The sequence below is a fragment of the Paraburkholderia kirstenboschensis genome (assembly GCF_032806925.1).
In the GTDB taxonomy this organism is placed as follows: Bacteria; Pseudomonadota; Gammaproteobacteria; order Burkholderiales; family Burkholderiaceae; genus Paraburkholderia; species Paraburkholderia kirstenboschensis.
Genome location: NZ_CP136511.1, coordinates 1,713,107 through 1,730,809, shown reverse-complemented (window position 1 = coordinate 1,730,809; position 17,703 = coordinate 1,713,107). Strand labels below are relative to the sequence as shown.

Genomic DNA, 17,703 nt, shown 5'->3' with positions numbered 1-17,703 from the left:
TCTGTGTCCCGGATACCTTATTGAAGGGTTATACCGGCCTGTGCAAACTGGTTACGTTGCGAGCGGTGGTGTCGACACGGCGACGTCCGGCTCATCGACGCGCTTTCCAACCATCAGTGCGTAGACGAGCGCAGCCAGAAGCGCGATTCCAGCACTGATAAGGAACGCGTCGACAAACGAATGAGTCCGATCGACGACAACACCGGTGACAAAAGGCGCGAACGAGCCGCCGAAATAACCGCCGAAGTTTTGAATGCTCGCAAGGGATGCCGCCATGTGCCGCGGCGCAGCCACAGACACAAGCGCCCAACTCGCACCACATGCCATCTGGACAAAGAACATCGCTACGCTGAGATAGAGAATCGCAAGTGTCAGATTCGGCGTGAACGCAGCGGGAACCGTAAATAAAGCCCCACCAATCAGACCGATACAGATAGGCCATTTTCGGCTTCGAATCGGTGCGATACCGCGGGCCTGCAACGCATCAGCAACGAAGCCGCTCGATAACATGCCAACCGTGCCGAAAAGATATGGGATCGACACCAACCATCCGGTACTTGCGAGCGATAAATGACGCTCACGCTCAAGATATGCAGGCAGCCACGTCAGGTATAGCCACAGCATATAGATGATGCCCGCATTGCCGAGAATCATGCCCCAGGTGGTACGCGTCAGAAACAGATTGCGCCATTCCGACATGGTCATCTTTCGCTCGACCTTGGTGTCACTTGCACCTTCATTCAGATAGTCAGCTTCTCTGTCCGAGAGCGTCACGTTTTTGCGGTCACGATAGATCAAGTACCAGCCGATCGACACCGCAATTCCGAAGCCGCCCATGATCATGAACATTTGTCGCCAACCGCACGACAGCATCATGACGGTCAGAATCGGGGGCGCAAGAGCCGGCCCAATCGTCGATGAAGTAATGAAGATGCCCGTCGGCCGACCTCGCTCACGAATTCCAAACCACTCGCTGACCACTTTCGCGCCAGCCGGAAAGTTTGGCGATTCACCTACTCCGAGCGCGATACGCGCAATGATGAACTGATGGAGATTAGTTATCAGCCCTCCACTAAACTGAGCGGCGGACCAGACGAACATTCCCAGTCCGAGCATCACTCGCGAACCAAATTTGTCGAGAAGCACCCCGACCGGCAGTTGCGCAAAGGCGTAAGCGAACGAAAAGGCAGACAGCAATATTCCCATCTGAGATGCCGACAACCCGAGTTCACTGCTGACGGAATGGTTCGCGATAGACAATGTGCTCCGATCGAGATAGTTGACAATTCCGGCCAGCGTCAGAAGCGCTATTGATGCTACCTGTATCCGCTTTAATTTCTTCGACTTCTCGATCATTCCGTCTCCATATATTTTCGAAAAATAAGTATTTGCTTTCACATTGAACAGCGCTACGTCCGGAGCTACATCTAATGACTACCGGCGGTAGATATCCGCGAGCACCTGCAATGGGTGACGAAGCGTCTTGCCTCGCAGACGCTTGACCTGACAGCGACAGGAATAGCCTGTCGCCAGGACCTCTCGGCTTTCCTCGTTCCTGACTGGGCAATCGGACTCAGGAATCTGCTGCGCCCACGACAGCGCGAAAATGTCGGTCGATGTAGTCACGTTCCTCGCTTCATGACCGTAAGTGCCTGACATCCCGCAACACCCTGTTGAGGGCATCGCCACGTCCAGACCTGCCGCGGCAAAAACCGCTTTCCAAAGCGCTGTAGCTTGCACGGCATTGGTTTTCTCCGTGCAATGAGGTAGTAACTTGAACGACACGCGTGCCGCTTTGGGCATGTGCGACGAACTGATCGCAGTCGCGAGCCACTCCTGTGGCAACAACACATTCGGGACATTTTCGCTCCCGAGTACTTTGGAATATTCCTGGCGATACGTCAGCGTCATGGCCGGGTCGACCCCAACCAGCGTGACACCCGTGTTTGCAATATCGAGCAGTGTCTGGGCGTTCTGCCGCGCGGCCCGCGCGAACCGTGCCAGAAAGCCCAGAACGTGGAGAGGCTTCCCATTCGGATGAAAGGGTGCGAAAAATACGCGAAATCCCAAAGAATCTGCAAGCTCGACAAATGCGGTTTCGACGTCGCCACTAAAAAAACTCGTGAAGGTGTCGCGGACCATGACCACGCAACGTTTCCGTTCGCTTGCGTTCATCCGCATCAGAATCTCAGGCGTCGCGATAGCGCATCGGTTCGACTTGCTGGCTTCGCTCTGGCCAATAATCGGTGTGTCGACTACTCCAACAACGTGCTTGAGCAATAGTCGCGCGAACCGGCTTTCCACAATGCCGTTGTAAAACTGTCGCCCCCCGGGCACGGAGACCAGCCGTGGAATCGTGTATTCGAGAGAAGCAATCATGTAGTCGCGAGCCGGGCGAAGATATCGCGTGTGGTAATGCTCCAGGAATCGTGATCGGAACTCCGGCACGTTCACCTTGACAGGACACTGAGCGACGCAAGATTTGCAGGCGAGGCAGCCGCTCATCGCTTCATACACCTCGTGCGAAAAATCATCTTTGTTTCGACCGCGACGCAGCGAATTCAAGAAACGTACGGGCAAGCGCTTCGCACGCGGTCGAGCGATCAGATCGGTACCTGCAGCTACCTGCAGACGTAACCACTCACGCATCAACGACGCACGGCCTTTCGGAGAATGAATGCGTTGACGTGTCGCTTTCCATGAAGGACACATCGAATCGTCCGGATCGAAATTAAAGCAAGCGCCATTGCCGTTACATTGGACGGCGTCACCGTTCGCTTCCCACACAGCGTCGCTGATCTCGCGATCGAGTTCACCTCGCCAGGTGGTGGAGTCAATCTTGAGAAGTGTGCTATCCACGCCTGCCGGTACGGCGATCTTTCCGGGATTTAGCTGGTTATATGGGTCAAACGCTGCCTTGATTCGCTGCAAGGACGGGTAGAGGCTCCCGAAGAAGGTCGGTGCGTATTCCGAGCGCACGCCTTTCCCGTGCTCTCCCCAAAGAAGTCCTCCGTACTTCATCGTGAGCGCCGAGACTGCATCCGAGATGGGCCTGATCAAGGCGGCATCCTCGGGGGCTCTCAGATCGAGCGCAGGACGCACGTGCAGCACGCCAGCGTCAACATGCCCGAACATCCCATACTTCAAGCCATAGGAATCGAGCAACGCGCGAAACTCTGCGATGTACTCCGCAAGTTGCTCCGGAGGGACAGCTGTGTCCTCGACAAACGGCTGCGGCCGCCTTTTTCCGCGTACGTTGCCAAGAAGGCCGACTGCGCGCTTTCGCATTGCATAAACACGGCTAACCGCCACATCTTCCCAGGCGATCGTGTGGCCGAGACGCCGAACGCTCTGGTCCGTGCTGATGTGCTCGACAAATTCAGCGACACGGCTTTGCAGCTGACCGAGATCATCGGCGCTGAATTCAACGAGGTTGATACCTTGAGCACTTCGCTCGTCGTTATAGTCCGGGAAGAACTCGGATATCGAAGTCCAGACAACGTCATCGCGGGCTAGCGCGAGTACCGTGGAGTCCACCGTCTCGATGGACAGCGGTCGATGTTCCATCAGAGCGCGCGCATCCCTCAGCGCATCCATGAATCCTTCATACTGGATGTTCACCAGCGCCGAATGAAGCGGTATCGGCAACACGTTCAATGTCGCCTCTACAACGAAGCCGAGCGTACCCTCTGCGCCGCAAATCAGGCTTTTCAGGTTCAGCCTTCCGTCACGTTCGCGAAGATGCGCGAGATCGTAGCCCGTCAGGCAGCGATTAAGCGGCGGGAAAGTGTCTCGTATGAGTTCAGCCTGGTTGTCGGAAATCTCGCGGGCGGTTTTGTAGGCCCGTCCGACAATATCCGTCCGTGCACAAAGCTGTTCCAGTGCTGCATCGTCGACCGGCTCGGAGACGAGCGGAACGCCTCCAAGCAACACGCTCTTCAGCGCGATGACGTGGTCGCGCGTTTTTCCATAGGTGCAGCTGCCTTGTCCGCTGGCGTCCGTGCTGATCATTCCGCCAATTGTGGCGCGATTCGACGTGGACAGTTCCGGAGCAAAGAATAATCCGTGCGGTTTGAGAGCCGCATTCAATTGATCCTTGACGACGCCTGCCTGAACCCTTGCCGTGCGTTTAATCGGATCGATTTCAATGATGCGGTTCATGTGGCGGGACAGGTCGACGACGATACCGTCGGTCAATGACTGGCCGTTGGTGCCGGTGCCACCGCCTCGGGGCGATACCACGACGCTTCGAAATCGCTCCTCGGCGAGCAGCCGCGCGATGCGCTCAACGTCAGCGGCGTTGCGAGGGAAAATCGCAGCCGTGGGTCTGCGCTGATAGATCGAGTTGTCCGTTGCGAGTACCGTGCGCGTCGCATGGCTGACGTCGATCTCTCCCACCAGTCCCGCAACCCGCAGAGCTTCGAGAAACGCTGCTTCGGAAGTAGTGTCTCGTGCTTCTTCTAGTTTTATCTTTATGACCTTCATGTCGCTTACCTTTCATGCGTCCTTGCGCGGCACTCTGCGTACGTATTGCTTCACCTGCGTCCATCAGAGCAACAGGCCTGACGCGTCGTCGTGATGGCCGCATTCGGAGAGAAAACGCGAGGTCACGCGTCGGCGACATTCAGGAGATAAGGCTTACCCTGTTGATGTGACTTGCCGCTGCTCGCCAGGTACATGCGTCCCGGCGAGCGACGCGCGCGCAAGTTCAGCCGATCTGAACTCTGTCGAGAATCTCGTCTGAGCCAACCTCGAGAGGAACGAAATTGGTCGAGCGCACATAATCCGGTCGCGGCTGCTCGACCTGTTCAGGCTTGTTCTTCACCTGGTTGTAGACGACATAGGCCTGCCATCGATCGTCACCGGACAGGTTGTGACCCGAGGAATGCACGATGTTGGCGTCGAAGAACACGACTGTTCCCGGGCGGCCGATGATAGGCACGGCCTTGGGATGACTGGACAAAATATCGAGCATCGTCGGCTTGGGTACAACGTAGAAGCGGTAACCGGTTGCCTCATCGAACGTCGGATCGAGTGAACCAAGCTTGTGGCTTCCCGGGATGAAGTAGAGACATCCGCCCATTTCGGTCGGCTCGTCGAGCATGACCAACGCGGTTGTCATCCGCGGTTCTTTCACGCCGTCGATATGCCAGGTGCCGAAGTCCTGATGCCATTGCCAGACGGAGCCGTCGATAGCCGTCTTCAGATTGCACTTCGTGTGATAGATGTAGAGTTCGGGATCGTCGATCAGTTGTTGTGCCGGCTCGAGCAATCTGGGGGAGCGCACGGCGGAGTGAAAGACCGCCGATGCCGTCGGACTTTCGGTTTCGTGAACTTTGTAGATCGTCTTCGCGATGCCGCCCGTTTTTTCACGGACGAGATGGTCGGTGTCGATCTTCTGGATCCGGCGCAACTCGCTCTTCATATGCCCGACTTCTTCTTCCGAGAAAAGCTCCGGCAGAACAACGAATCCATCGCGCTCGTACGCTTCCAATTGTGACGCGGTAAGTTTCATGAGGGCATCTCCTGACTTATTGGTGTGATGTCATGATCCTAAGACCCGTCGCGTCCAATGTAAAAGATATAATAAGTTGCGTATCGATACCTAAAAGGTTTCAAATGGAGCTGCGTCATCTTCGCTACTTTCTGACGGTGGCACGCACACTCAACTTCACGAAGGCGGCGGAGGAACTGCACATGGCCCAGCCGCCGTTGAGCCGGCAGATACGGGAACTGGAAGAGGAACTCGGCGTGGCGCTTTTCGAGCGCCGGGGCAAACGCGTTTTCCTTTCATCGGCGGGCCAGGTTTTCGAAGAACGGGCCAGGCGAATTCTGGCGGACACGGACTCCGCGATCGTGGATTCGCAACGCGCAGCAAGAGGGGAAATCGGCCGGGTGGCGGTCGGGTTCTTTGAGCACATCGCGTACACGCTGCTGCCGCCGCTCTTGCGTGAATTCCAGCAGCGTTACCCCGCGGTGACAGTCGAACTTCGATGGTTCTCCTCTGCGGAACAGATCAATGCGCTGGATCGAGGGGACGTCGATCTGGCGTTCGTTCGCTCTTTGCCGTCGGATACCCAACTGAACAGCGTCTTGTTGCTACAGGAGCCGTTTTACGTTGCCATCGCGAAGGACAACCCTCTCGCAGCGAAACGGCAGATTTCCATCAAGGACTGTATGCACCTGCGCGTCATCAATTACCGGAAAGATGTCGCGCCGGACTATCACGCCACCATCAACCAGTTGTGCGCACTGGCAGGCTTCTCTCCTTCCACGAGCTTCGAAATGGGACAGATCTACGCCTCCCTTGGCCTCGTAAGCGCCGGGTTTGGTGTGACGCTCGTACCTGCGTCGGTTCAACGAACGCACATGGACAACGTCGTTTATCGTCCTCTGCGCGAACAGCACGCGCAAAGCGAACTCTATCTTGCATGGAAGGAGCCGAATCCGCCCGCTGCGCTAGGCAGTTTCGTTGAACTCGCTTGCGAAATAGCCGCGGACACACCGCAGAAAGCGAACGTCGAATAAGCGAAGCGGTACCGCTTCAATTGCGGTGAGCGGTTCGCGGCTTCCCTATGCGACGCTGATGCGATTACTGCCGATTTTTCGATTAATCCAGCGCAAATGACCGGATCATACGACGCCTGGAATTCACGAGTCGCCTCTCCCACGCTTGCATGTTGTCGTACACGGGTAGGTCCGACCGAGTATCAAAGTCTTTGACAGGAGCGGTGGCGCCGGTGGTCGTGCCTAGCCCGATCTCCACAACCATCGCAGCTGAGTATCAGCTGTTTAGCGACTGCGCGAAGCTCGCCGCGGATTCCGGAGCGAGGCCGAGAAACTTGCCCGAACGGCCGGCGCGTACCGTCACGCCCTGACAATGGCGGGGCAGGCACGACGCGTCGTAACAAAATCAGTTGTGCGAGCGGTTGTTGCCGCCCTGGTCCGTCGACGTCTATAAATGAAGGGTAGATAGCCACAACTTTCATCCCCTTCATTTCTGGACGTTTCCCGCACAAGACCGATTGCTGATAAAATGTATCGCAAATGCAATACATGGAGCTCCTCATGAAGACAGCCACGATCCCGGCGCTGCGCGTCGAACCCGAATTGCGGCGTGCGGCCGAAGAGGTCCTCAACGACGACGAAAGTCTGTCCTCGTTCATGGAGACATCCCTGCGCGCAAGCATCGCGCAGCGAAAGCTTCAGCGCGAGTTCATCGCCCGGGGACTAGCCACCCGCGACGAAGCGCGCAAAACCGGTAAATACTATCCGGCCAGCGATGTTTATGCCGAGCTCGAGGACATGCTGCATACAGCGAAGCGGGCGAGAGACAGCGAGTGACATACCGAGTCCGCTACAGCGGCGGCGCCCGGAGTGACTTGCTGCGGCTCTACGAATTTCTGCTTGACCGTGACGTGGTATTGGCGGAGCGCGCAGTGGAAGCTTTGCGCAAGTCGACAGACGTGCTAGAACAGTTTCCTTTCACTTGTCGCAAGGCCGATGCCGACAATCCCTTCCTCCGAGAGTTGATCGTGCCGTTCGGATCCTCCGGCTACGTTGTGCTGTTCGAGATCGAGGACGCAGCAACCGTTACAATCTTGGCCGTGCGGCATCAACGCGAAGCGGATTACCAATAGGAAACGAGAGTAAGTGCGCACAGTTCGGTCAGCCCTATGACATATCAATCGGGCCGACAATATCGGTTTAAGAGGTCGTCAACTCGGTCATCGCGGCTGACACATGGCCGTGCCCGCGCCGTGCCCCGAAGCGGCCTGAATTTCCCAACTGACCGATGCGCAGCACCGGTGATGATGTCCAAGCTTCACCCCGGCTCCCGCAAAATTTCACCTTCCATTCCTTCTGCTCATGAAGCGCGTCGCGATGCGATGACATCACTCCCATGGACTATTGCCGGCTTTGCGTTGCAAAACTTCTGAGCCGTTGTGCAATCGGAACCTCGTCAGCGACCTCAGGCGACTCTCGGAAAACGGCGGCTAAAACCGCGCTATTAGGATAAGTTTTCTTATCTTAAGATGCCTGTTGATGCGCTAAACTCCCCTGCATGAAAACGCGCCTCACCCCGCCCTTCACGCCCGCCGCTGATGCTGCATCGACTTTCCCCGATGCCGACGAGCTCGCCGTGCTGCGCGCGTGGTATGCGGGCGTACCGGTGCGCCAGGCCGTCGCGCGTTACCTGCGCTCCGCACTCGGTGACGGGAAATCCGCAATCGGCGTGCTCGGGCGCATCCGGTGCAGGCTGGTGGCCCATCGCACATGCCGCCCATCGCGATGACCTTGTTGCACTCCTGACTCATCCGGCGGCGGGACGTCAACAGCATGCAAAAGGTGCCGCGCTGGCGATCGACGCTTTGCGCACCGCCCGCCCGCCGGAACCGCAGATCGCCGACGACATCGCGCAATGGCTCGCGCCACGCGCGGTGCTGGTGCTGCGCGCGCACGGCATCACGACGCTCGCTGATCTCACCGTGCGAGTTCCGCGCCGGCGCCAGTGGTGGAAGGCGGTGCCGGGACTCGGCGCCGCGAGCGCCCGCGCGATCGAGGCGTTCTTTGCGGCATGGCCCACGCTCACGGATAAGGCGCGCGCACTCACCATTGCCAGCCAGCGTGGCGACATCGTGCCGTGGGAAAGCCTGAAGCTGCCGCACGAGGTCGACGGCTCCGCAGGCGTATTCCGCGCATCGCCCGCTACCTGTACACTCGACGCGTCCAACGACTACGATGCCGTGCAGACGTGGCTGTCCCTGCACGAGTCGCCCGCCACCCAGCGGACCTACCGCAAGGAAGCCGAGCGGCTGATCCTCTGGGCCATCGTCGAGCGCGGCCGCGCGCTGTCGTCCCTGACGACCGATGATGCGATCGCCTACCGGACGTTCCTGCGCCATCCGTCTCCGCGCGGACGGTGGATCGGCCCGGTGCGCCCACGCACGTCGCCTGACTGGCGGCCGTTCACTGGCAGTCTGTCCGCGCGTTCGGTCGCGCACGCGCTTTCGGTTGTCGGCGCCCTCTTCCGCTGGCTGATCGAACAGCGCTACGTGCTGGCCAATCCATTTGCGGGCATCAGGGTGCGCGGTGGCAAAACCGCATCGGCGCTCGACGCGTCGCGCGCTTTTACGGACGGCGAATGGGCACTCCTACGTACGATCGCCGACGGCCTCGAATGGTCTTACGGCTGGACGGTTCAGGCCGCACAGCGCTTGCGGTTCCTGCTCGACTTTGGTTTTGCAACGGGTCTGCGCGCGAGTGAACTGGTCGGCGCGACGCTCGGCCACGTCGAAACGGACGCACGCGGCGAGCACTGGCGCGTTATCTGGCTGAGCGCCAGCTGCCGGCTACTGCTGCACGCTGGGGCCGGACACGCCGGTCATCGGGAGCCTGGAAGCGGACAGCGCCGCGACGATCAGCAGCGTGCGGCTGTGGGGTGTCCTTGAGCGCTTCTTCTGTGTTGCCGCCGATGCGATCGAAACCGATCACCCGCCGCTCGCGGAGAAACTGCGCCGTGCCAGCCCTCACTGGATGCGGCATACGCACGCCACCTACGCGCTCGGGCACGGCGCAGGACTGACGACGGTGCGCGACAATCTCCGGCACGCCTCGGTGTCGACTACCTCGATCTACCTGCACAGTGACGAGGTTAAGCGCGCGCGGCAGATCAGTGAGGCCTTTACAACCCGGAAGTGAGCGCGACAACCTGCATGACCCACCGAGGCCCAGTGGTTGACTGTCTCCCGATAATGGTTCGATCGGCCGGTACAACCCGGCAAGCGGAGCGCGCAATGCTCCGCCGACTTTTGTGATGTCAGGCAGTCTGTGGGCTGATGCCAGCGACCATCGCTGACATCATCGGAGCGATCGACAGCCTGCTCCCTCGCCTACGAAATGACGCCCGGAGCCAGCCATGGAAAAACCTGAACTTGAGCCGCAAATTCTGGCAAATCGACAAGGCGTGTCGTTCTGGCTCGTCCGCGGAAACACCACCGTCGAATGCATCGTCACGATTGCAGCGCTGGAGGCCCGCTTCTGGCTTGAGCCGCGGGCCGGGGACGCTGGGATCCTGGGGATTTTCCGGGACGGGTACAGCCGCATCCGCGTGATCGCCGAACGGAAGCTGCTTGCGCATCCGTGCGCACGCCTGGAACTGACACCCGATGACTTCGAGCGCCCCTGAACAGCGTGGGTGAATTGGGCACTCTCCTCGAAGCATGAACAATCTGCCAGTGGCTTTTTTTGCGCAACGCTGTTGTGGCGGAGCCAAGCCGGCCGCTGCGAGGGCCTGACCGTTAGTTGCATACCAACCAATCGGTTTGATTCTCGGGAACGCGACTATCTTTAGCACTTCTTAGCTGGAAAGGAGAATCGGCGGCCGCTGCGGCCTATACCCATGCGCGAAAGCGCCAGCGCTGCTCCTGCCTGCGATCGTGGCACTGCTGCTCGGCACCGGCATCACGGCGGCCGAACTCAGCGCGTTGAGCGTCGGCGATCTCGACACAGAAGGATCACGAGCGAGCGTGTTCGTCAGAAAGCGCGGGCCGCGCATCGCACGGCGCGTGCCCGTCGACGGGTTCGCGGTTGAAATCCTGCGGGAGTATGCGAAGGCGTGCGCTCCGCTCCGCGCTTCGGATGATCTGCTTTTCATGGCTACGGCGGGCGGCAAGCCTATGAAACCCGCCACCCTCGGGCAATGCGTGCGGGCCGCGTTGCGCGCTGCCGGCGCTACGGCCGCCGACGAAAGTCCCGGTTGCTGCGCAACACCTATGGCCGCAGGCATCTTCTCGGAGGCAAGACCAACGAGCAGGTCAGTAACCTCCTGGGCCTGTCCAGCCACCGGACGGCAACGCGGCTGCGCGAAACCATCCCTGACACTAACGGGACGGACGATGAGCAGAGGCTCGACGAGTCAGGAAACGCCGCCTAGGTACTCTGCGTTGGCGGCGTCCCCTTGACTTTGGCCAGCGACGCGTGGCCTGGTGAGTGGGCCGTACACGGGGTGCGGCAACACTCGCGGGGTGAGGCATGATTTATAGAAGCTCGTTCAAGGACATTATTTACCCGGCGCAGAGCCGGGAGCCACGCGTCACGCGATATCGCATCGTGCTCGCGAAAAGTTCAAAGCTTGTCCGCGCCATCGTTCACATCATGGCGGACCAGCCGTTGCGGATCTGTTGCAGTAAGACGCTCCGTTATGATGTACTGAACGACACGAACAACTGAAAGCCCGATGAAGACGTTGAATCCGGTAGTGGCCCGAGTGCTCAAGCGCTTGCATTTTCCGCTGGACGTGATTCTGACCTGCGTGCGCTGGTATGTAGCCTATCCTCTGAGCCTGCGGCACCTCGAAGACATGATGGCCGAGCGCGGCGTTTCGGTCGATCATTCGACTGTGCACCGCTGGGCCGTCAAGCTGTTGCCGGTGCTGGAGAAAGCGTTTCGCCTGCGCAAGCGGCCAGTTGGCAAGAGCTGGCGCATGGACGAGACGTACATTCGCGTCAAGGGCGAATGGCGATATCTTTATCGAGCCGTCGACAAGGACGGCAACACCATCGACTTTCTGCTACGTGCCCATCGGGATAAGACTGCAGCCCGGCGTTACTTCGAGAAATCCATCGCCTGGAATGGCGCGCCCGATACAGTGAACATCGACAAAAGCGGTGCCAATCTCGCCGCGCTCGATGGGATCAATGCCGACCGCGAAACGCCCATCAAGATCCGCCAGTCGAAATATCTTAATAACCTGGTTGAGCAGGACCATAGGGCGATCAAGCGGCGAACGCGACCCATGCTGGGGTTCAAGAGTTTTCGCTGTGCCCGGATCCTTCTGGCCGGAATCGAGTTGATGCACATGATCACGAAAGGGCAGATGAAGTGTGTTCGCGGAACCCATCCGTCGGCCGCTGATCAGTTCTACGACCTCGCAATATAAGTTGTACTTCGCATATCGATCTCGCTCGCCGTTCGGTTCTTATCGCGACAGGGCCCTCGCATGTCGCCCCGTTGCTGCCAGTCACTGAGCCTGCCGTATCGTCCGCTTTCTGACCTGAACGCGAAAATCACGGTTGCGTGGGCTGCTTGCGCGCCGAGACACCGCTGCGCGGTAGGGCGCCGACCAGGTAGTTCAACTGCTGCCGATGAACCCTCGAGGTTCCATGAACGTGTGCCGGAAGTACTCGCGCACCGCATGCATCGCCGGACTCAAGTCGGCGCTTCTGCGCCATGCGAGGCCCACGCTCATCGGTGGCACCGGGTCGCGTAGCTGTATGGTCTCGATGCGTCTGCCCTCCAGCGACCACGGGCGATACACCATGTCCGACAGGATCGCCACGCCGCTTCCATTTGCCACCATGCTGCGCACCGCTTCAACGGACGATGTGCGTAGTTTCACGTTCGGCCGGTATGGCGTCTCGTTCCAGTAGCGCAAGGCCGTAAAGGCCGCTTCGTCGACGGTCAACATCACGAACGGTTCGGCGGCGACATCGGCAAGCGTCACGTTCTCGCGCTTTAACAGTGGGTGCTGCGCGCACAACCACAGGCGCCGCACCGAATGAATGACCGGCTCAAGTATCAACGCCGGATTCGCAACGTTCGATGTGAGCAGCACGGCCATGTCGTATCGGTCTGCGATCAGCCCCTCTTCGATCGACTCACGGTTTAGCTCGTGCAGCTGGATGGTGAGCCGTGGATAGAGCGTGTTCAGACGCTGCAGATGATGCGGCAAAAAATAGCCGAGTACGGTGTAGCTCGCGGCAAGCGTCAAGGTTCCCGTGAGCGTGCTTTCGAGATTCGGAATGCGCATTGCCTCATCCACCGACGACAGGATCGTGTACGCCTGGTTGAGGAAACGCCGCCCGGTATTGGTTAAGGTCATCCCGGACGCTGTGCGCATGAACAGTTGCGCGCCGAGGCTGTCCTCCAGCTCCTTGATGGCATTGGTCACTGCCGACTGCGAAATCGTCAGTTGAATGGCCGCCTGTGAAATCTGACCGAGCTCAGCCGTGGCGACGAAGTATTTCAGCTGCCGGAGAGTCAATGCCATGGAGTCCACCTGAAAAAATGATATTGCCCGGTGCAATATCTTACTCTCGCAAGTGATCGAAAACGGCTTTGGATCATCCCCCCAAGACTAGGCTGATGCATGCCTGATCTCCCCCGTCCTCCGTCTGCCGCAGTTATCTGAAAAACAGATACCGTGCCATATAAAAATAGAACTATTTTGGCGGCCGGCGAGCGGATAACGTCTTCTGAGCCGGTCTGGCACGTGTCCTTCAAGCTGACCGGGCTGCTGACCCAGGAGAGAGTGAGTATGAACAAGCATAGTGTCGACTTGAATTCCGACATGGGGGAAGGTTTCGGCTCATGGAAGATCGGTGATGGCGTCGACGAGGAGATCATGCCCCTCATCAGCTCCGCCAACATCGCAACCGGGTTTCATGCAGGCGACCCAAACATCATGGCGCGCACGGTGCAACTCGCAAAACAGGCAGGCGTCGGTATCGGCGCGCATCCGGGATTTCGCGATCTGGTGGGCTTCGGCCGCCGCAATATTGCCGAGACGCCGCAGGCGCTCGTCAACGACATCACCTACCAGCTCGGCGCACTGCGCGAATTCGCACGCCTCTACAACGTCAGCGTGCAGCACGTGAAGCCGCACGGGGCGCTTTACATGCTCGCTGCGCGCGACGAAGACCTGTCGCGCCTGCTGATCGGGACGCTTCAGACGTTGGATCCCACACTATTGCTGTATTGCATGGAAGCGTCGGTGACGTATCGGATCGCGCGCGAACTCGGCCAGCCGGTGATCCGTGAGTTTTACGCCGACCGAGACTACGATCGCAGCGGGTCAATCGTCTTCACCCGTCGCGTCGGACGGCTCGATCCGACGCAGGTGGCGGCGAAGGTGTTACGCGCCTGCGTGGAAGGACGGGTGGCCACAGTCGACGGCGATGACATCGACATCGATTTCGACTCGGTCTGCATTCATAGCGACACGCCGGGCGCGCTCAAACTCGTCGAGGCCACTCGCGCCGCACTGACCAATCACGATATCCGTGTGGCAGCCCCCTTATACCCGGTCGCCCGCTAATTCCCGTTATCCGAAAAGACTTGAGGAGCACATCCATGGCACTGCACGATATTGTCAGCCCCCTACCCGGCACCTTCTATCGGCGCGCGTCGCCGGAGGCCGCGCCCTACGTCGAAGCAGGCGTATCCGTCGAAAGCGGCGCGGTGGTTGGGCTCGTCGAGGTGATGAAGCAGTTCAACGATGTCGAGACGGGCGTGGCAGGCCGCGTCACCGAAATTCTTGTGGACGACGGCGAGCCGGTCGATGCAGGACAGGTCTTGATGCGGATCGAAGGGTGACCACGATGAATACGTCGAACACGGGCCACTCCCCGGGCATGTTCTATCAGCCGAAGCGAATCCGCACGGTGCTCGTTGCCAATCGCGGCGAGATCGCGGTGCGCGTTATCCGCGCGGCACATGAACTGGGTATGCGGGCGGTCGTGGTGGTTAGCGATGCCGATCGCGACAGCCTAGCCGCGCGCATGGCCGACGAGGCCATTCACATCGGCTCCGCGCATGCGGCGAAAAGCTACCTAAACCCGGCGGCGATCCTCGCTGCCGCACAGCAGTGCGGGGCGGATGCCATTCATCCAGGATACGGTTTTCTCTCGGAAAACGCCGCATTTGCAGCGCAAGTTGAGAACGCCGGGTTGATCTTTGTTGGCCCCTCGCCGAGTGTCATTGCGACCATGGGCGACAAGGCAAAGGCGCGAGAAACAGCGCAGCGCGCCGACGTCCCGACAGTCCCCGGTAGCAACGGCGTTGTCCTGTCTCTCGACGAAGCGCGCGAGATCGCCACAAGAATCGGCTATCCGGTGATGATCAAAGCAGCAGCCGGCGGCGGTGGACGCGGCATCCGGGTGGCGCACGACGCTACCCAACTCGACGCTGAATTGCCTCTTGCGCAACGCGAGGCCCAAGCAGCATTTGGCAACGGCGGCGTGTATCTCGAACGATTCATTGCGCGCGCCCGGCATATCGAAGTGCAGGTACTCGGCGACGGCAACGACGTTGTCCATCTGTTCGAACGCGAGTGCTCGCTGCAGCGGCGGCGCCAGAAGATTCTGGAGGAAGCGCCGTCACCTTCGCTCACGCCGGCGCTGCGCAATGCGCTGTGCGCATCTGCGACGCGGTTAGCGAAGCAGGTGGGCTATCGCAGTGCCGGAACGCTGGAATATCTGTTCGATGGAACGCGCGACGAGTTCTACTTCATTGAAATGAACACACGCATCCAGGTCGAGCATCCGGTGACCGAGGCTATCACCGGAATCGATCTGGTTCGCGAGACGCTTCGTATCGCGGACGGCGAACCGTTGCGTTTCAGCCAGAGCGACATCGTGATGCGCGGCGCCGCACTCGAATGCCGGCTCAACGCGGAAGACCCCGAGCAGGATTTTCGTCCAAATCCGGGCCGAATCGACGAACTGGTTTGGCCGACGGGCCCTGGCGTGCGCATCGATTCGATGCTCTACCAAGGTTACACCGTCCCGCCGTTCTACGATTCGCTACTCGCCAAGCTGATTGTCTTTGACGAAAGCCGGCCTGCAGCGCTTGCCCGGCTTAATCGGGCGTTGAGCGAACTGCGCATCGTGGGCATCAAGACCACCGCGACGCTTCACCGCGCGCTGCTTGAAGACGACGACATTCGCGCCGGCCGTTACCACACCAACTATCTGGAAGTATGGATGACGGACTGGCGCACCAAACGGGTGGCAGCCACGACAGGGAACGAGGAGGCGGTATGACGATCCGCTACACATTCGGCGGCGACGAGTTCATCTTCGTGGAGATCAGCGAAGACATGTCGCTCGAAGCGTTCTTCAAGGGGACTGCGATCACGCGAGAACTGCAGCGCCGCAAGGTGGATGGCGTGACAGAGATCTGCCCGGCTAACGCGTCTTACCAGGTCCGCTACGATCCAGACGTGATCGAGCCGGACGCGCTGCTCGCGCTACTCAGGCAGATCGAGGCCGAAGCCGCTGGCGCAACCGAGCTGGACCTCGCGACACGCATTGTCGAGGTGCCCGTGCTTTACAACGATCCGTGGACGCACGAGACACTGATGCGTTTTCGCGAGCGCCATCAGGATCCTGACTCGACAGACCTGGAATACGCGGCACGGATCAACGGGAAGAAGGATGTCGACGATTTCATCGCGGCGCACTCCGGCTCCCCGTGGTTTGTCTCCATGGTGGGCTTCGTGGCCGGCTTGCCGTTCATGTTCCAGATGGTCGAACGTGCCCGTCAGTTGCAGGTGCCGAAATATCTTCGGCCTCGCACCGATACCCCCAGGTTGACGGTCGGTCATGGTGGCTGCTTCGGCTGCATTTACTCGGTGCGCGGCGCGGGAGGCTACCAGATGTTCGGCGTGACGCCCGCACCGATCTTCGATCCGGCACAACGTCTGGACTACCTGCGCGACTTCATGGTGTTCTTCCGGCCCGGTGACATCGTAAAGTTCAAGCCGATCGATCGTGACGCTTACGGCCAGGCCGCGGCCGCTGTCGATGCAGGGACTTATTCGTTGCGCGTGCGCGATGTGAATTTCTCGCTCGGATCCTTTATGCGTGACCCCGAAGCCTACAACCGTTCATTGATCGAGGTGCTCAATGCGGACTAATCTTCTCCGCGCTATCGAGGTCGTCAAGCCCGGACTGGCTACCTCGGTGCAGGATACCGGCCGGCAAGGGTTTTACCACGTCGGCATTCCGCCGTGCGGCGCGCTGGATCAATATGCATTGCGCGCGGCCAATCTTCTGGTCGGCAACCCCGAAAATGCGGCTGCCCTCGAATGCACGCTTCTCGGCCCCCAGCTTCTGTTTCATGTGGACACGCTGATTGCCGTGACGGGCGCTGAAATGCAGCCCAAAATCGACGACGTGGCCCAGGCCTGCAACGTCGCCCTGCGAATCAAGGCAGGCAGCACGCTGACGTTCGATTATGTGAAAGGGGGGGCGCGGGTCTGTCTCGCGGTGGCAGGCGGCATTGACGTACCGATGGTGCTCGGAAGCCGCTCCACATACGCGCTCGGGGCTTTCGGCGGCCACGAGGGGCGGCGCCTGCAGAAGGGCGACCGGCTCGGAATCGGCCGCGCCCGAGGGCCTGCTCGCGAAGGCACTGAATTGCCGGAGCGGTTGCGCACGCCGCTCTCTCGCGAAGTCGAATTGCGCGTGCTGCCGGGCCTCTACCATCACCGTCTAACGGGCGAGTCGGCCATCACGTTTTTCGAAGACACATGGACCGTCGCCCCTGAAGCAGACCGTATCGGTTATCGCTATAAGCAGGGCCGGGCGCTTAAATTTCGCGAACGCGAGCAGCCGTTTGGCGCAGGCTCCGATCCCTCAAACATCGTCGACGCCTGCTATCCGATCGGCTCGATCCAGGTCCCAGCCGGACTCGAACCGATCATCCTGCATCGTGACGCGGTGTCCGGCGGCGGGTACGCCACGATCGGCACGGTCATCAGCGCCGATATGGATCTGATCGGGCAAATGCAACCCAACCATCAGGCGCACTTCCTGTCCGTCACCATGACGCAGGCGCTCGCTGCCCGCCGCGACGCCCAACTGCGGCTCGCCCGGTTGCGCGAGGTGTTGCTGCGCTAGCGTGCAAGGGACGCATTCA

General features: G+C 59.7%; 15 protein-coding genes and 1 pseudogene. 12 read left to right on the top strand and 4 right to left on the bottom strand.

Features of this window, described 5'->3' with window-relative positions:
• Positions 1–51: 51 nt before the first annotated feature.
• The 3 genes from RW095_RS08405 to RW095_RS08395 all read right to left on the bottom strand — a co-directional run bounded on the left by RW095_RS08405 (position 52) and on the right by RW095_RS08395 (position 5,515).
• Complete coding sequence (locus RW095_RS08405; protein WP_317015649.1) at positions 52–1,356, bottom strand: MFS transporter; 1,305 nt, start codon at positions 1,354–1,356, stop codon at positions 52–54.
• 78 nt (positions 1,357–1,434) lie between these two features.
• The gene (ydiJ, locus tag RW095_RS08400; RefSeq protein ID WP_317015647.1) at positions 1,435–4,485 is read right to left on the bottom strand and encodes a D-2-hydroxyglutarate dehydrogenase YdiJ; all 3,051 of its coding nucleotides are present in this window, start codon (positions 4,483–4,485) and stop codon (positions 1,435–1,437) included.
• A gap of 223 nt (positions 4,486–4,708) precedes the next feature.
• Positions 4,709–5,515, bottom strand: a complete 807-nt coding sequence (locus tag RW095_RS08395) for a phytanoyl-CoA dioxygenase family protein (protein WP_317015646.1) — start codon at positions 5,513–5,515, stop codon at positions 4,709–4,711.
• A gap of 104 nt (positions 5,516–5,619) precedes the next feature.
• On the opposite strand from RW095_RS08395, the gene RW095_RS08390 reads away from it, so the two are divergent.
• The 7 genes and pseudogenes from RW095_RS08390 (at position 5,620) to RW095_RS08360 (ending at position 11,941) form a co-directional block, all read left to right on the top strand.
• Positions 5,620–6,528, top strand: coding sequence for a LysR family transcriptional regulator (locus RW095_RS08390; RefSeq protein WP_317015644.1), 909 nt, complete (start codon positions 5,620–5,622; stop codon positions 6,526–6,528).
• A 540-nt stretch (positions 6,529–7,068) separates the two neighbouring features.
• Positions 7,069–7,344 carry a YlcI/YnfO family protein gene (locus RW095_RS08385; protein WP_317015643.1) on the top strand — a complete coding sequence of 92 codons (276 nt, stop codon included), beginning with the start codon at positions 7,069–7,071 and terminating at the stop codon, positions 7,342–7,344.
• Positions 7,341–7,640, top strand: coding sequence for a type II toxin-antitoxin system RelE/ParE family toxin (locus tag RW095_RS08380; RefSeq protein ID WP_317015641.1), 300 nt, complete (start codon positions 7,341–7,343; stop codon positions 7,638–7,640). Before RW095_RS08385 ends, RW095_RS08380 begins: the two co-directional genes overlap by 4 nt.
• Positions 7,641–8,065: 425 nt before the next feature.
• Positions 8,066–9,702, top strand: a pseudogene (locus tag RW095_RS08375) (phage integrase family protein).
• 217 nt (positions 9,703–9,919) lie between these two features.
• Positions 9,920–10,189 (top strand): DUF1488 family protein, encoded by a 270-nt coding sequence (locus tag RW095_RS08370; RefSeq protein ID WP_317015640.1) that lies wholly within the window; start codon positions 9,920–9,922, stop codon positions 10,187–10,189.
• 250 nt (positions 10,190–10,439) lie between these two features.
• Complete coding sequence (locus tag RW095_RS08365) at positions 10,440–10,964, top strand: tyrosine-type recombinase/integrase (RefSeq protein WP_317015638.1); 525 nt, start codon at positions 10,440–10,442, stop codon at positions 10,962–10,964.
• Between the two features lie 275 nt (positions 10,965–11,239).
• On the top strand, positions 11,240–11,941 hold the full coding sequence (locus RW095_RS08360; protein WP_317015637.1) for an IS6 family transposase: 702 nt from the start codon (positions 11,240–11,242) through the stop codon (positions 11,939–11,941).
• A gap of 192 nt (positions 11,942–12,133) precedes the next feature.
• Here RW095_RS08360 and RW095_RS08355 read toward each other — a convergent pair whose 3' ends face one another.
• Entirely contained in the window at positions 12,134–13,051 is a 918-nt protein-coding gene (locus RW095_RS08355) for a LysR family transcriptional regulator (RefSeq protein WP_317015635.1), read from the bottom strand.
• Between the two features lie 267 nt (positions 13,052–13,318).
• Between RW095_RS08355 and RW095_RS08350 the strand changes: the two genes are divergently transcribed.
• Genes RW095_RS08350 through RW095_RS08330 form a run of 5 tightly spaced genes read left to right on the top strand, consistent with a single transcriptional unit; the run spans position 13,319 to position 17,684 of the window.
• Entirely contained in the window at positions 13,319–14,098 is a 780-nt protein-coding gene (locus RW095_RS08350) for a 5-oxoprolinase subunit PxpA (RefSeq protein WP_317016656.1), read from the top strand.
• Positions 14,099–14,133: 35 nt separating this feature from the next.
• Positions 14,134–14,376 carry an acetyl-CoA carboxylase gene (locus RW095_RS08345; protein WP_317015634.1) on the top strand — a complete coding sequence of 81 codons (243 nt, stop codon included), beginning with the start codon at positions 14,134–14,136 and terminating at the stop codon, positions 14,374–14,376.
• 5 nt (positions 14,377–14,381) lie between these two features.
• The gene (locus tag RW095_RS08340) at positions 14,382–15,824 is read left to right on the top strand and encodes an acetyl-CoA carboxylase biotin carboxylase subunit (RefSeq protein ID WP_317015633.1); all 1,443 of its coding nucleotides are present in this window, start codon (positions 14,382–14,384) and stop codon (positions 15,822–15,824) included.
• Complete coding sequence (locus RW095_RS08335) at positions 15,821–16,699, top strand: 5-oxoprolinase subunit B family protein (protein WP_317015631.1); 879 nt, start codon at positions 15,821–15,823, stop codon at positions 16,697–16,699. Before RW095_RS08340 ends, RW095_RS08335 begins: the two co-directional genes overlap by 4 nt.
• On the top strand, positions 16,689–17,684 hold the full coding sequence (locus tag RW095_RS08330; RefSeq protein WP_317015630.1) for a 5-oxoprolinase subunit C family protein: 996 nt from the start codon (positions 16,689–16,691) through the stop codon (positions 17,682–17,684). The genes RW095_RS08335 and RW095_RS08330 overlap by 11 nt, the downstream gene beginning before the upstream one ends.
• Positions 17,685–17,703: the final 19 nt, after the last annotated feature.

What these genes read in the sequence shown, in the direction of transcription:
- RW095_RS08405 (WP_317015649.1), bottom strand. Translation starts at nt 1,356, where the DNA reads ATGATCGAGAAGTCGAAGAAATTAAAGCGGATACAGGTAGCATCAATA.
- ydiJ (WP_317015647.1), bottom strand. Translation starts at nt 4,485, where the DNA reads ATGAAGGTCATAAAGATAAAACTAGAAGAAGCACGAGACACTACTTCC.
- RW095_RS08395 (WP_317015646.1), bottom strand. Translation starts at nt 5,515, where the DNA reads ATGAAACTTACCGCGTCACAATTGGAAGCGTACGAGCGCGATGGATTC.
- RW095_RS08390 (WP_317015644.1), top strand. Translation starts at nt 5,620, where the DNA reads ATGGAGCTGCGTCATCTTCGCTACTTTCTGACGGTGGCACGCACACTC.
- RW095_RS08385 (WP_317015643.1), top strand. Translation starts at nt 7,069, where the DNA reads ATGAAGACAGCCACGATCCCGGCGCTGCGCGTCGAACCCGAATTGCGG.
- RW095_RS08370 (WP_317015640.1), top strand. Translation starts at nt 9,920, where the DNA reads ATGGAAAAACCTGAACTTGAGCCGCAAATTCTGGCAAATCGACAAGGC.
- RW095_RS08360 (WP_317015637.1), top strand. Translation starts at nt 11,240, where the DNA reads ATGAAGACGTTGAATCCGGTAGTGGCCCGAGTGCTCAAGCGCTTGCAT.
- RW095_RS08355 (WP_317015635.1), bottom strand. Translation starts at nt 13,051, where the DNA reads ATGGCATTGACTCTCCGGCAGCTGAAATACTTCGTCGCCACGGCTGAG.
- RW095_RS08350 (WP_317016656.1), top strand. Translation starts at nt 13,319, where the DNA reads ATGAACAAGCATAGTGTCGACTTGAATTCCGACATGGGGGAAGGTTTC.
- RW095_RS08345 (WP_317015634.1), top strand. Translation starts at nt 14,134, where the DNA reads ATGGCACTGCACGATATTGTCAGCCCCCTACCCGGCACCTTCTATCGG.
- RW095_RS08340 (WP_317015633.1), top strand. Translation starts at nt 14,382, where the DNA reads ATGAATACGTCGAACACGGGCCACTCCCCGGGCATGTTCTATCAGCCG.
- RW095_RS08335 (WP_317015631.1), top strand. Translation starts at nt 15,821, where the DNA reads ATGACGATCCGCTACACATTCGGCGGCGACGAGTTCATCTTCGTGGAG.
- RW095_RS08330 (WP_317015630.1), top strand. Translation starts at nt 16,689, where the DNA reads ATGCGGACTAATCTTCTCCGCGCTATCGAGGTCGTCAAGCCCGGACTG.